This window comes from Nostoc sp. T09, from assembly GCF_002154695.1.
GTDB lineage: Bacteria > Cyanobacteriota > Cyanobacteriia > Cyanobacteriales > Nostocaceae > Aulosira.
Genome location: NZ_MTAV01000033.1, coordinates 13,294 through 25,787 on the forward strand (window position 1 = coordinate 13,294; position 12,494 = coordinate 25,787).

The 12,494-nt window shown below is 40.4% G+C and carries 13 protein-coding genes; 7 read left to right on the forward strand and 6 right to left on the reverse strand.

The window, feature by feature from the left end; all coding sequences use genetic code 11:
- Positions 1-254: 254 nt before the first annotated feature.
- Both BV372_RS09140 and BV372_RS09145 read left to right on the forward strand, forming a co-directional pair.
- A complete protein-coding gene (locus BV372_RS09140; RefSeq protein WP_179198023.1) occupies positions 255-944 on the forward strand; it encodes a class I SAM-dependent methyltransferase in 690 nt (229 codons plus the stop codon).
- A 260-nt stretch (positions 945-1,204) separates the two neighbouring features.
- A complete protein-coding gene (locus BV372_RS09145) occupies positions 1,205-1,870 on the forward strand; it encodes an HAD family hydrolase (protein ID WP_086686032.1) in 666 nt (221 codons plus the stop codon).
- A gap of 70 nt (positions 1,871-1,940) precedes the next feature.
- Here the strand turns inward: BV372_RS09145 and BV372_RS37065 are convergent, their stop codons facing one another.
- From BV372_RS37065 to BV372_RS09170, 5 genes are all read right to left on the reverse strand, one after another.
- Positions 1,941-2,144, reverse strand: a complete 204-nt coding sequence (locus BV372_RS37065; RefSeq protein ID WP_086686034.1) for a hypothetical protein — start codon at positions 2,142-2,144, stop codon at positions 1,941-1,943.
- 72 nt (positions 2,145-2,216) lie between these two features.
- Positions 2,217-2,966 (reverse strand): SDR family NAD(P)-dependent oxidoreductase, encoded by a 750-nt coding sequence (locus BV372_RS09155; RefSeq protein WP_086686036.1) that lies wholly within the window; start codon positions 2,964-2,966, stop codon positions 2,217-2,219.
- Between the two features lie 6 nt (positions 2,967-2,972).
- A complete protein-coding gene (locus BV372_RS09160) occupies positions 2,973-3,638 on the reverse strand; it encodes a class I SAM-dependent methyltransferase (RefSeq protein WP_086686037.1) in 666 nt (221 codons plus the stop codon).
- A gap of 58 nt (positions 3,639-3,696) precedes the next feature.
- Positions 3,697-4,884, reverse strand: a complete 1,188-nt coding sequence (locus BV372_RS09165; protein ID WP_086686039.1) for an acyl-CoA dehydrogenase family protein — start codon at positions 4,882-4,884, stop codon at positions 3,697-3,699.
- 24 nt (positions 4,885-4,908) lie between these two features.
- Positions 4,909-5,700 carry an ATP-binding cassette domain-containing protein gene (locus BV372_RS09170; RefSeq protein WP_086686041.1) on the reverse strand — a complete coding sequence of 264 codons (792 nt, stop codon included), beginning with the start codon at positions 5,698-5,700 and terminating at the stop codon, positions 4,909-4,911.
- Positions 5,701-6,580: 880 nt separating this feature from the next.
- Between BV372_RS09170 and BV372_RS09175 the strand changes: the two genes are divergently transcribed.
- From BV372_RS09175 to BV372_RS09195, 5 genes are all read left to right on the forward strand, one after another.
- Positions 6,581-7,654, forward strand: a complete 1,074-nt coding sequence (locus BV372_RS09175) for an aliphatic sulfonate ABC transporter substrate-binding protein (RefSeq protein ID WP_256973131.1) — start codon at positions 6,581-6,583, stop codon at positions 7,652-7,654.
- A gap of 107 nt (positions 7,655-7,761) precedes the next feature.
- Positions 7,762-8,409: a hypothetical protein gene (locus BV372_RS09180; protein WP_086686042.1), complete on the forward strand. Its 648-nt coding sequence runs from the start codon at positions 7,762-7,764 to the stop codon at positions 8,407-8,409.
- Positions 8,410-8,419: 10 nt separating this feature from the next.
- Entirely contained in the window at positions 8,420-9,181 is a 762-nt protein-coding gene (locus BV372_RS09185) for a class II aldolase/adducin family protein (protein ID WP_086686044.1), read from the forward strand.
- A gap of 86 nt (positions 9,182-9,267) precedes the next feature.
- On the forward strand, positions 9,268-10,344 hold the full coding sequence (locus tag BV372_RS09190; protein ID WP_256973132.1) for an ABC transporter substrate-binding protein: 1,077 nt from the start codon (positions 9,268-9,270) through the stop codon (positions 10,342-10,344).
- Positions 10,345-10,521: 177 nt separating this feature from the next.
- Positions 10,522-10,734 (forward strand): hypothetical protein, encoded by a 213-nt coding sequence (locus BV372_RS09195; RefSeq protein WP_086686046.1) that lies wholly within the window; start codon positions 10,522-10,524, stop codon positions 10,732-10,734.
- A 356-nt stretch (positions 10,735-11,090) separates the two neighbouring features.
- Here the strand turns inward: BV372_RS09195 and BV372_RS09200 are convergent, their stop codons facing one another.
- The gene (locus BV372_RS09200; RefSeq protein WP_086686048.1) at positions 11,091-12,398 is read right to left on the reverse strand and encodes an MFS transporter; all 1,308 of its coding nucleotides are present in this window, start codon (positions 12,396-12,398) and stop codon (positions 11,091-11,093) included.
- Positions 12,399-12,494 lie beyond the last annotated feature (96 nt).

Sequence of the window (12,494 nt, forward strand, 5' to 3'; positions counted from 1 at the left end):
GCTTCTAATGGTAAACACCTATGCAACACAAATAAACTACAGTAAATGGATTGTATAACCGTAGTTAAAAGAGATAAAAATATCACCAACTAAAAGATTATCTCTCAGACATAGCCTAGAAACTGGGGCGAATACTGCTTTTGAAAGCAAGCAATGGAATTATTTCAGCATAATACTACGGTATATGTATCAAATTACAGGCAATTATAGTAAAATTTATTAAGGGTTTGATTATACCCGATGAAAAGCTGGCAATGAAAAATAATATTTTGCAACAACAAATTGCCTACTATCGTGCTAGAGCTAACGAATACGATCAGTGGTTCTATCGTCTTGGTCGTTACGATCGCGGTGAGAAATTAAACCAGCTTTGGTTTAAAGAAGTTGATGCTGTCAAACAAGCTTTACACCAAATTCGACAAGCTGAGGAAATTTTAGAATTAGCCAGCGGAACGGGAATTTGGACACAGGAGCTTTTAAAAATTGGCAAGAAAATTACTGCAATAGACTCTTCCGAAGAAGTACTTAAAATTAATTGCAGTAAGTTAAATTCACCGAATGTAGACTATCACCAAATAGATTTATTTGCCTGGGAACCCGATGCTGAATATGATTTAGTATTTTTCTCCTTCTGGTTATCTCATGTACCGCCAGAATTACTTGAAGCATTTTTGCTAAAAGTTTATAAATCTGTGCGCGTTGGTGGACAAGTATTTATTGTTGACTCGCGCTTTGAACCGACATCTACAGCTAATAACCATATTCTTAATGATGACGGCAGTATATACAAAAGTCGTAAATTAAATGATGGGCAAGAATTTCAAATTATCAAAGTTTTTTATCAGCCAGATGAACTGCAAATGCATCTAACAGAAGTTGGTTTTAAAGCTGATGTAAAATTGACAGAGCATTATTTTATCTATGCAAATGCTACGAAGTTTTAGAGGTTGTTTTAAAAGTATTTGGCTGTGACTTTATACACTTATTGATCCCCCCTACCCCCCTTAAAAAGGGGAGAATTAAAGTCCCCTTTTTCAAGGGTAGCCACTGCATTGGGCGGGTTCCCCGACTTGTAGCAAGTGGCGTGGATTTAGGGGGATCTAAAAGTATTTGCTATATTATCGAGGACTTTTCAAACATCCTCTTAGAATTAATTTGTGAGCATAACTAGGTCGGCGTAAAATAACATAACTAGATTAAATGAATGCTCAAGGCAATCCTTTTTGATTTAGATGGAACTCTACTTGATCGAGAGACTTCACTCAAGCAATTTATTTCTACTCAATACGATCGCTTTGCCTCGGTACTACATGGCATTCCAAAAGACGATTATATTTCTAGATTTATTGCGTTAGATAGTCGGGGTTACGTTTGGAAAGATACAGTTTATCAAAGCTTGATATCTGAGTTTTTTATTCAAAAGCTAAGTTGGCAAGACTTACTCAGAGATTACGAAAATCAATTTATTTTTTCCTGTGTTCCTTTTCCTCACTTGCAAAGTACGCTGGAAGCGTTGAAGACAGAAGGATACTTGTTAGGAATAATTACCAATGGTCTAGAAAAATTTCAGAAACGCACAATTCAAGAATTAGGAATTGAAAATTATTTTGATGTCATTGTTATTTCTGAAAGTGAAGGAGTAAGAAAACCAGAAGCAGAAATTTTCTCTAGAGCATTACGGAAATTAGGAGTACAAGCACAGCAAAGTGTATTTGTTGGAGATCATCCCACAGTTGATGTGTTGGGAGCCAAGAATATTGGAATGAAAGCAGTATGGAAACGCGATAATTACTGGGGCGAACCAGTAGAATGTGATGCAATTATTGAGGATCTAAGTATGCTTCCTGCACTCATCCAAAGCTTTGAGTAAGCAAGATGAGCAACGAAAAAATCAGATTTTTCAACCTCTCCCTACTTTGGGGAGAGGTTTAGAAAAAGGTCTACTTTTGAGCCGCAGCCACAGGGTTGGGTTCACCTAGAACTTTGGCAAATCGTTCAAAATAGAAGCTAGTAGGATTTTCTCCGGCTTGAATGGATTCGCGATCGCGCAGCTTTTTTATTTCTACATGGTAGCTATAGTTGGGTAATGTGGCAGTAGAATGGGGTTTGTGCTTTGGAGTTGTTCCTGTTAATCCTGGCTGCAATTTTGCACTTTGGTAAAAGTTTGAGATAAGTTCAAATTTGCCTTTTCCCGTTCTCCCGTATTTCTAGAGAATTTACCAATGTTGCAATGTTGGTCGAATGAGAATTTCATTCACATTCACACGGGGTGGCTGTGTCAGGGCGTAAACGATCGCGGCCGCAATGTCTTCACTTTCTAAAGGTGTCACAGAAAGACGACGTTCTTCAATTTGTTGTTTAAAAACAGGGTCTGTAATGCGATCGCTTATCTCTGTATTAACTAACCCAGGCTCAATAACCGTGACACGGATATTTTCCTTGCAAACTTCCTGCCGCAAGGACTCTGAAAAACCATTGACACCCCATTTTGTTGCATTATATACACCTATACCAACCCGTGCAGTTCGTCCGCCAACAGATGAAATATTGACGATATGTCCTGCACCTTGAGCTTTCAAGATTGGTAATACGGCATGGGTGACATACAGCAATCCCAACAAATTGAGATTAATCATATCCTTCCAATCTGAGGTATTCCCACCAGCGATCGCACCCACAGCAGCAATACCTGCATTATTGACGAGGATATCTATCTGACCGAATTCCGTTTTTGTCTTCTGGACTAAATTCTGTACTTGAGTCTCGTCTGTAACATCAGTAATTATGGCTAAAGCTGTGCCACCACTGGTAACAATTTTTTTGGCGACGGCATTTAAGCGATCGCCTCTGCGAGCTGCCAGTACTACTGTTGCGCCCTCTGCTGCTAATGCTAGTGCTGTGGCTTCACCAATACCAGAAGACGCTCCAGTAATAATTGCGACTTTGCTATTTAATTTACCTGTCATGATCAATTAACGTTTGATTGCTAAAGTGAGTCCATCTGCTATGGAAATCAAGCTTAAATCTATTCGATCATCTTGATGCAGCTTGCTATTAAAATCTCGGATCGCATTAGTAGCTGGATCTTGGATATCTAGTTGTACCGCACGTCCCGACCAAAGTACATTATCAACGACAATCAACCCACCCGGTCGAATTAACTTTAGCACTCGCTCGTAGTAAGCATAATAGTTTTCCTTATCCGCATCAATAAATGCAAAATCAAAGGTTTCTGCCTCTCCTTCTACCAATAATTTATCTAAAGTATCGATGGCTGGGGCAAGTCGCAGGTCAATTTTTTCTGTTACTCCTGCTTGCTCCCAATACCGACGAGCGATTCCTGTAAATTCTTCGCTGACATCACAAGCTATGATTTTACCGTCAGGTGGTAACGCTAAGGCGACGCTCAGAGAACTATAACCTGTAAAAACTCCTAACTCCAGAGTCTTCTTTGCTCCAATCAGTTTGACTAAAAAACCAAGAAACTGTCCTTGCTCTGGTGCAACTTGCATATTTGCTCTGGGATGACGCGCCGTCTCTTCCCGCAGCTTGAACAGTAATTCTGGTTCTCGCAGAGAGATAGACAGTAGATATTGGTAAAGTTCGTTTGATAGATGCAGTGTTTTACTAAGAGACATAGGGACTGGGGATTGGAGAAAAGGGAAAAAGGGGCAACACCAAATGCCAAACGCCAATTCACGAATACTGAGTAACAATTGGTAACTCTTGATTGAGTAACCAATTACCAATGTGATTGAGTTTGTAATCGACTGGATCGTGGAGGGTAAAAGTTCGCAAGTCTCGCCAGTAGCGGTCAAAGCCGTATTTACTAGCTGTGGATCTGGTTCCTGTAACTTCAAAAATGCCGTTGCTGATATCTAATCCCACACGGGTAACAAAGGCTTTGGCTGAGAAAACGGCGATCGCCACTTCTCCTCTTTCCTCAAAAGTTAAGTCAGATCCTTTGTCCCAAGCTTGTTGAACTTGGGCGGCGGTGCGATCGCTCAAAGCAATGGCGGCTTGCAGTTCTGCCCAAAATTCACCATAATGCCGCAGAATATAGGGGTCTTTGCTGGCGCTGTCTACTCCAGAGGTAATCCAAGGTCTGGTTTGAGTTTTCGTGTACTCTTTAGCCGCAGCTAATGCACCTTCTGCAATCCCTAAATAAATGTAGGTTTTGGTTAATTGAGCGATGATTCCCAAAAATGTAGCAAAACCACTATCAGAAGGATGAGGATATCCCAGGATTTCATCTTTTTTTACCAAGACATCATGAAAGGTGAATGTATCGCTATCTGTGCGTCGCTGTCCGATATTATCCCAATCTTGGTTAGAAACTACCCCTGGTCTGTCTTTAGGAATGACAAACAACCAGGGCGCTTCTACACCATCCTGAAGGGCAGAGAAGACACGCAAATCTGCGATCGCTACACCAGTACCAAAACTTTTTGCGCCATCTACGCGGAAATTTTCGCCATCGGGGGTAATTTTCAGCCTGGTATCTCGCGTATTAATGGCATTTGCCCAAAAGAGATTTTTCTCGGCTGTTTGGCGGTAATATCTTTCTTTTTGCTCTGGTGTGCCAGAAACATGAGCTAAAGTTGTTAAGTTCAGATGATTGCCATACAACTGCCCAATAGAACCATCTGCTGTTGAGAGTTGTTGAATCACCTTAAAAGCTTCTGCCCAAGTTGCACCTGTACCACCATATTCTTTTGGTACGACCAAAGGTAATAAGCCACTTTCCCGCAGCCGTTGAATTTCTATATCGGGAAGTCCAGCTTTTTGGTCTCTTTCCACTGCGGTTGCTGTCAGTTCCGCCGCCAAGGAAGATGCGATTGCAATCCAATCTTGGGATTCTTCTTTAACTAATAGTTGTACCATTGCTCGTCTTAATTACGAATTTTGCTAAGCTGCTTCTGAATTGAGTGCATAAGAAGAGCGATCGCTCTCTTGCTTCGTCATTACCCGTTCTAAAATTGCCTCAACTGTCTTCGCAAACTCTGCATTTCCTCTAGAACGAGGACGAGGAAAATCAATCTTGACATCCAGACCAATTTGACCATCTTCAATCACCACTACTCGGTCTGCTAAAACTACGGCTTCTTCCACATCATGGGTAATTAACAGTGCCGTAAATTGCTGTTCCTGCCATAAATTCTCTAATAATTGCTGCATTTCAATGCGTGTTAATGCATCCAACGCTCCTAGAGGTTCATCTAGCAGCAATAAAGAAGGTTGACTCGTCAAGGCTCTAGCTAGCGCCACCCGTTGGCGTTGCCCACCAGAGAGAACGGCAGGCCACTCATTCGCGCGGTCTTCTAATCCCACTGCCCGCAGCACTTGTAAAGCTCTCTGTTTTGGATAAACTTTAGAATTAGAACCCAGTAATCCCAGTTCCACATTTGCTAACACTCGCTGCCAAGGCAGAAGTCGAGCATCTTGAAACATCATTCTGATGGTGGGATTAATCTGCTGGTGAGATTGTTGGTCATTCAAAAACACACCACCTGCACTCGGTGCATCTAAGCCTGCGATTAGGCGTAGCATAGTACTCTTACCACACCCACTACGACCAACAATAGCCACAAATTCGCCCGGTTTAATTTCTAAATCAATATTTTGCAGAACTGTTTTTGTTCCAAAAGATTTACTCAGCCCTGACAATTTCAAGTGCATTCCATGTGTTTTCAATGCCATGCCAAAAAACCTCCTAATTTTTGAGTGATTTTCTGTGAATATATAGAAATGCAGAAATTTTGCTTACCTGTTTTATTCAAAGATCTACTTATTAGCCATCAATGTTGCGTTTTTGCTTTCTCAGGTAAATCTCTAACAGAGATAAGCAGATAAACTAAATGGCATTATCACCCTAGTTTCTAAATGCGCTTTTGACCAACTATCCTTAGCTGACGAAGATTATCCTTGGCATTGCTGCCTGAAGATTTTATGAAGATTTACACAATAAAGCTTAAATACGGTAAATTGGTAGGTTTTTAGTATTTTGCTAATGAAAGTTTCACATATTTAAAGACAAAAGGCAAGGGTTTTTGTCATTGCTCATTCGGTAAGGATCAATTGGCAATGGGTGCGTAGGCGCAGCCCGTCGTAGGCATCGCTTTCACAATTTCTGGATATAATAAAGCCCATTCTAGTACTTGCAACTTCCTAAAATGTTGCTACACACGATAAAATCGCGATCGCTATCCAGTGCTTTTCCTATAACTCATGGATTTTACGGGAAATTTATCAGTCTCACTTGGGACATTTTCCAAGTGAACGGGAAGTTGAACGTTTTCGTCATCAGTTAATGATTCGCCTGATGCTGAATGAAATCACTCAATCACCTTAGGCATTCCAGGTATAGATACGCTTGACCCTAAAGTGGGGATTCTGGCATCTTAATTCACTGGTTCGGAAATAAAGAAATATTGACTTGAGTTTTATAGAAAATCAAAAAAATGGTATGATTAATTTTAATCTACTATATGTCTATCAATTTTAAGTAGATTTTTCCTTTCACATTAAACAAATATGCCTGCTGCTTCAACTCTCAACAATTGAGATGAAGGAATAAAATGTGGTGAATTCTTTAAAAAAGCATAACTTTCGCGCTCAGCAAGTGTATTCTGCCAGTAGTTTTTTGGTTGCGGTCTCATGTCTAAGTTTGATGGTTACTGGTTGCAGTCAAAAAACAGCAGTTAATCCCCCAGCTAACTCAAATTCTGCCTCACAAGTTGTCAGTAGTAATCAAAATCCAGAAAAAAGCAACGCAGTTCGCTTGGGATACCAAAAAGGCGGGATTATTCCCATCTCACGTCAGCGCGGCAACCTAGAACGTCAGCTATCAGCTCAAAATATTCAAGTTGAATGGACTGGGCCATTTGACCGTTGTGCAACGTTGCTAGCGGCTCTTAATGGTAATCGTGCAGACATTGGTGGTTGCGGTGATATTCCTACCATCTCCGGGATTGCTTCTGGACAGCCACTTTGTATTGGTTCTGTACAGCGTCCTCAACCAGATTCTTTAAGTAGTGCCATCTTAGTTCGCGGTGATTCTTCTATTCGTAAACCTGCTGATTTAGTCGGTAAAAAAGTTGCAGTTAATCAAGGGGGCGCAGGTGAATACCTGTTATTAAAAGTCTTAGAAACAGAAAATATCCCTAAAGAGAAAGTCCAGCGAGTTTATTTATCGCCAAATGATGCTGCACCAGCGCTTTACCAAGGATCTGTTGATGGTTGGGCAGTTTGGGAACCTTATATTTCCATTGCAGAACTAGAACATCAGGCGCGGAGAATCACCACTACGCACCCTGCACCTACCTACGGCATTATGGTTGTGCGAAGTGATGCTGCTAAAGACAATCCTGTAGCAGTTAAATCTGCACTGACAGCGTTGAGCCAAGATGGTGAATGGCTGAATCAGCATAGCGATGCAGCCGCAGATTTTATGGTAAAAGAGCTAAAAGTTTCGGAAGCTGTAGCCAAGCAAGCCACTAAGAATCGTGGCCCAGAGTCTTACGTCTTTCCCAATGCAGATGATATTGGCAAGCTTCAGAAAACAGCTGATTGGTTACTAGAGCAAAAAATTCTTCCTAAACGAGTAGATATTGCAGCTTCGGTGTGTCCGTTAGGAACTACTGCGGCGAGGTAGGAAGTTGGAAGGGAGACAAGGGAGATGAGGAAGCAGAGGACAAATGACAAAAAAGGCAGAGTGCGTAAGTCTTAATCCCAAAAGTTAAATTACAAATCTGGAATTTTATGACTCATACAACTATTCTCCAATCCTTAGAAACAGATGAATGGTTTATTGATAGTCCAGACTTACGTGAGTTTGTGGCGATCGCCAAACAAATTATCTCTAACACAACTCGCGATCGCAAACAAACCCTCAATACCCTAGAACCCCATTTTGCCGCACTCCTGAAAAAACAAGATTGGTTAACAGAGGAATTCGCCCAACCAAATCACCATAGCGGCTTGGGGGGTGGAATTGGGCAATGGTTGCTGTATCGTTCTCAGGATCGTTCTCTTACTATCTTTAGTTTGGTGATTCCGCCTAATTCCATAACTCCTGTCCACGACCATTTATCTTGGGGACTTGTAGGTTTGTATAAAGGCAGACAAGAAGAAACTGTCTACCGTCGCCTAGATAAAGGTGATGTAGAAGGAAGCGCCCAGTTACAAAGTCTCGGTGTCTATAAAGTAAAAAGTGGTGATATTTACCATCTGTTACCGCCTGACGGTGATATTCACTCTGTGAAGGCTACAACAGTCTTTACTCCTTCCATTTCCATTCATGTCATGGGGAATGATACTGGTAATATTTTACGCAACCACTATCACCCAGAACAAGAAACTGTCAGGTCTTTTCGCTCTGGATATTCCAACGCACCATTTAAGGAATAAAAGGAAAACCATGCCGAGATACGATAGACCCCAACCACCAGTTTTTGAACGAGTCGAAGAAGAACGCCTCCACCGCAAACAACGCCTGGCTGCTGCATTTCGCCTATTTGCTCGTTTTGGCTTTAGTGAAGGTATCGCAGGTCATATTACTGCCCGCGACCCAGAATTTACTGACCATTTTTGGGTAAATCCTCTAGGAACATACTTCGGTCATATCCGTGTGTCTGACCTAATTTTAGTTGACACAGAAGGCGAGGTTGTTAAAGGAGATGCTGCCGTCAACCGCGCCGCCTTTGCTATTCATTCCCAAGTTCATGAAGCACGACCTGATGTAGTTGCAGCTGCACACGCCCATTCACTGCATGGTAAATCTTGGTCAAGTCTAGGTCGTCTACTAGACCCCTTAACTCAAGATGCTTGTGCTTTTTATCAAGACCACACCATATTTGATGACTATAAGGGTGTAGTTCTAGATACCTCTGAAGGTAAAAGAATTGCTGAAGCATTAGGAGATAAAAAAGCTGTCATTCTGCGGAATCACGGCTTTTTGACAGTAGGAAGAACAGTAGACGAAGCGGCTTGGTGGTATATAAGTTTCGAGCGTTCAGCTCAAGCTCAACTTTTAGCAGAAGCAGCAGGTAAACCGATTTCCATTGACCATGAAATTGCTACTTTAACCCATAGCCAAGTTGGAACTCATGCGGCTGGCTGGTTTAGTTTCCAACCTCTCTACAACAGGATTGTGCGCGAAGAACCAGATTTGTTGGAATAGTCGGGCATGGGGCAAGGGGCATTGGTTCTCTGCATCATTTTCCTCGTCCCCTGTCTGTAAAATTTTGCTCAATTAGGAAGACTAATGTGTATACCAAGCGGCTGCGTCAAAATTTTATCTTCCCTGTGGGTTACTTGTTGAGTTTAACAACAGTAGCTTGTTCAGAGGTTAATTCTACTAGTCCGGCTAGTCCGGTCAGTTCTGTTAGTTCATCCATTCCGGCAATTACTGCCGCTAACCCTACCCCAACTGGCACAACAGCTTTAAATTCAACTGATTTGCGTGTTGCCAAATACAAAGGTGGTTGGGACTTAAATTTAAAATTAGCTGGGCTGGATAATTTCTCCTACAAAACTCAGTTTACTGAATTTACTGGGGGTAATTTGATGGTGCAGGCAATTAATGCTGGTGCAATTGATCTAGCCTCAGCTAGTGAAATTCCGCCGATTTTTGCTCTTGAATCCAAGGCATCTGTAAAAATTATTGCCTCCACTAAAGGGCCTACAGTTGGTCAAGTTGTACTCATACCCAAGAACTCGGCAGCAAAAACGATCGCGGATCTTAAAGGTAAAAAGGTAGGTTATGTTAAAGCCACGACTGCCCACTACTTCCTAATCAAGATGTTAGAGAAAGTCGGACTCACGATGAAAGACATCAACGCAGTTCCTCTTTCAATACCCGATGGGCTTTCTGCTTTTCGCAAAGGCGATCTAGATGCTTGGGCTACCTATGGTTACTCAATTGGGCAAGCACAAAAAGAAGGGGCGCGGGTACTGGAATCTGCCAAAGATATTTTAAGCGGTAACTTTGTGATTATTGCAGCGCCGAATGCGATCGCCGATCCCCAAAAAAAAGTCGCTATCGCAGATTTTCTCTGCCGCTTGCAAAAGTCACAAAACTGGCGGGAATCTAATCTCAAACAGTGGTCTAAAAGTTATGCAACTGCTATCAATGTTGATGAAGGCATTGTTTACAAGGATGCCCAGGAAGGACAACAACAACGTCCCCAAAAATTACTTCCTGTGTCTCAAGAGGCGATCTCATCTCAGCAAAAAGTTGCTGATACATTTTTCAAAGCAGGCGTAATTCCTACTAAAGTTGATGTCAAGCCACTTTGGGACAACACATTTAACGAAGATATCGCCAAATGTAATAGAGGCTAGTACAGCACGGCGTAAATAAGCGCAAAGTTGAGCCATAACTCTTCACATTTCCTGGCGCGACTTGCGAATTTTTACCCTAAACGACCCCGTAAATTACAAAATCCGCAATATCGGTAACTGTGTACTCTACCATGAACACCCAATAGTCATAGCATATTCCTAACAAAGGTGAACATTATGTTTCATAATACAGAAAGAGAATTATCTGATGGAGAACCTTGGTCATTTGGGCAATATTCCCATTTACCACCTCATCTCCAGTTATTAGTAGAAAAAGAACAGGCAAGACAAGATATTTGGGATTTACCTAACCAAGAATCTAATAGCAATGTCCTAATTCAACCACCTAATCAAAAACCGGATGCGGCTTTTAAACCACGTCCAATTTAACAGCTTAATTTTTTCCAACTTGTATATTATTCGGTTCTAACATACAACTCTAGCTAGAACCGAATTTTTGGTTTTAAACTTTGAATAATTGAAAAATGCAAAATTTAAACAATGTCTGTTTCAGGACTTACGCAAAATTATGAAAAAACGAACCGCAAAGACACAAAGGACACAAAGGAAAGAGGGTTTTAGAGGGTTCTTGCATAAGTCCTATGTTTATATAATAGATTTACTAGGTGAAAACGAATTTAAATGTGAAAACAAATCTAAAATTACAAAATTTTACTGGATAGGGAAAGCAGTTTCAAGTCCAAACTCTCGCTCATATTGCCTTTAAATTTATATTCAGTTTTATTTTATTGGCTAATTAAACCCATTTCTCTATAAATTGAAGATACTATTTTTGTTATTTTTGGTAATTTTCTTATAAAAAAGCCTGCTCCTATTAAACAAGAAATACCACCGAATAATAAAGCATTATCAACTCCTATTTTACTGGTCAATCCTCCAAAAAATAAATTACCGAATGGCAATATTCCTAAAAAACCTGTTGTAAAGATACTTGTAACTCTACCTCGCTTATTTTCATCAACCAGAATTAATTGCACAAAGTTACTAATGGCTGCCAATGTAAGAGTATTTGTCATACCAACTATACAGATTAATACCAGGCAAATCTCTAGATTATTAAAGCGAGAGAAAATTATTAAACCTAAACCTAGAATTGTAGTAGAAACCGCTATAACTTCTAATAATCCTGTAGCTTGCTTCCTTAAAATTAGATAAAGACCTGCAATTATAGAACCAAGTGCAGAAGCTGTCATCAAAAAACCCATAGTTTCTGCATTACCGTTTAAAACTTCCTTCACAAAAACAGGCATGAGATTCACATGAGTCATCACCATAAAACAAATCAAAATTTGTAAAATCAAAACATACCTAATCGGTAGAAAATTATACGAAAAAGCAAAACCCTCTTTTAAATTCTGCCAAATATTTGTTTTTTTAAGTGAATAATTATTGAAATCTGATTTAAGTTGAGCAGTTAATATGGCAGAGATAAAAGGTATATAACTGATGCTATCAACTAAGAAACATGAAGCTGCTCCAACTCTGGCAAGTAGTAATCCTCCGATCATTGGGCTGACAAACTTGGCTGTATTAATTAAGAATGAATGAATAGAAATTGCACTGTAAGTATCTGCTTTATTATTCACAAGCCTAGGAATAGCTACTAGACGCGCTGGCAGATCAAAGGCTTTAACAGTTCCTTGCATGATCCCAATGATAATAATCCAGGTCACAGTAATTTGACCGTTAATAGTGAGAACGGTGAGAGTAGCAGATAGCAAAATAGAGACTAACTGAGTCGTCAGTAATACATAACGTAAATTCCAGCGATCTAAGAACACACCTACCAATGGTGTAATAATCAAGCCCATAAATTGATTAGTAAACCCAACTATGCCAACTAACATGGCTGAATTAGTGATTTGATAAACCATCCATATGAGGGCAATTTGAGTCATCCAAGAACCAAAAAAAGATACGCTTTCTCCAATAACAAAACAACAAACATTTGGAGATTTTAAAGCAGGCGGAATATACAAAAAGGTAAACAATAGTTTGCCTACTTCCGAGCTTTTTTTATTACTTTGTTGCATCAATATTTTCCTTGAGGGACTTGAGCCAATTTTTGGATGAAAAGTTCACTGACTTTGCTACTTTCCCACCGATTACTGAGATACTATTAGAGTGAC

Excerpts from the sequence above, each read along its gene's own strand:
- BV372_RS09165 (WP_086686039.1), bottom strand. The coding sequence starts at position 4,884 with ATGGTACAACTATTAGTTAAAGAAGAATCCCAAGATTGGATTGCAATC.
- BV372_RS09145 (WP_086686032.1), top strand. The coding sequence starts at position 1,205 with ATGCTCAAGGCAATCCTTTTTGATTTAGATGGAACTCTACTTGATCGA.
- BV372_RS09140 (WP_179198023.1), top strand. The coding sequence starts at position 255 with ATGAAAAATAATATTTTGCAACAACAAATTGCCTACTATCGTGCTAGA.
- BV372_RS09200 (WP_086686048.1), bottom strand. The coding sequence starts at position 12,398 with ATGCAACAAAGTAATAAAAAAAGCTCGGAAGTAGGCAAACTATTGTTT.
- BV372_RS09160 (WP_086686037.1), bottom strand. The coding sequence starts at position 3,638 with ATGTCTCTTAGTAAAACACTGCATCTATCAAACGAACTTTACCAATAT.
- BV372_RS09155 (WP_086686036.1), bottom strand. The coding sequence starts at position 2,966 with ATGACAGGTAAATTAAATAGCAAAGTCGCAATTATTACTGGAGCGTCT.
- BV372_RS09170 (WP_086686041.1), bottom strand. The coding sequence starts at position 5,700 with ATGGCATTGAAAACACATGGAATGCACTTGAAATTGTCAGGGCTGAGT.
- BV372_RS09180 (WP_086686042.1), top strand. The coding sequence starts at position 7,762 with ATGACTCATACAACTATTCTCCAATCCTTAGAAACAGATGAATGGTTT.
- BV372_RS09185 (WP_086686044.1), top strand. The coding sequence starts at position 8,420 with ATGCCGAGATACGATAGACCCCAACCACCAGTTTTTGAACGAGTCGAA.
- BV372_RS09195 (WP_086686046.1), top strand. The coding sequence starts at position 10,522 with ATGTTTCATAATACAGAAAGAGAATTATCTGATGGAGAACCTTGGTCA.